The following is an 840-nucleotide window of genomic DNA, read 5'->3' on the forward strand; positions in this document are numbered from 1 at the left end:
AATACGCCAAGTGCCATTTGATCACTCGCAACAACCACGGCATCAAAGCTCAACTGTTTACCAATCGCTTCACTGATTGCAAGGTAACCACTTTGTGCCTGCCAATCCCCTCGATAACAATCTACGGCTTTAGTTTCTGATACATTAATTTCCGTTAACCAAGATTGCAGACGGATATTTGCTGCTGTTGACGCCTCCGGGCCCGCAACCAATAAAAACTCACTTCGTCTTGTCTCTACCAGATGCCTGATCACTTCAGATGCCCCAATAGCATGCTCGCCGTGAACAAAGTGCACGGGAGTACCATCAGGCACGTCGATAAAGATCAGATGTAAGCTTGGAAACTGCTCTGCCAACACCACAGCATCGTCTTTGCTGAGCGGTACGTTGAGAATAATGCAGTCAACCTGCTGCGCAATAAGCTCTCTCATCGCCCCTTGAATACTGGATAAGCTAGGCTCAGAAACAACAGAAAAAGCGGTACCAAAATTCAATTCATGCGCTTTTCTTCTTACACCATTGGCGATAAGTGCAGCGCCATGCAATGCCATATCTAATGTCACTAGGCCAATATTGGTCGATTTGGCTCGACTCAACATCTGTGCTCCCTTATTAGGCACATAGCCTAGCTGCTTTATCGCTTGATTCACTTTAATGCGCGTGGATTCAGCAACGCTCTCAGACCCATTCGTCACACGAGATACCGTCTGGGTCGATACACCCGCCAGTTTTGCTACATCTTTAAAAGTTACATTCATCGTCTTTTCTAATGCTCTTTGCTGTCTTAGTTCAACTCTAACAGATGGGGTTCAACAATAACGTCACATACCCCTCAAAATG

Annotated in this window: 1 protein-coding gene; it reads right to left on the bottom strand. The window is 46.0% G+C overall.

The window, feature by feature from the left end:
- Positions 1-758 (bottom strand): LacI family DNA-binding transcriptional regulator (locus tag KIV40_RS34560; RefSeq protein WP_285353968.1); only part of this gene is annotated, 758 nt, incomplete at its 3' end.
- Positions 759-840: the final 82 nt, after the last annotated feature.

The organism is Vibrio sp. D173a (assembly GCF_030248475.1).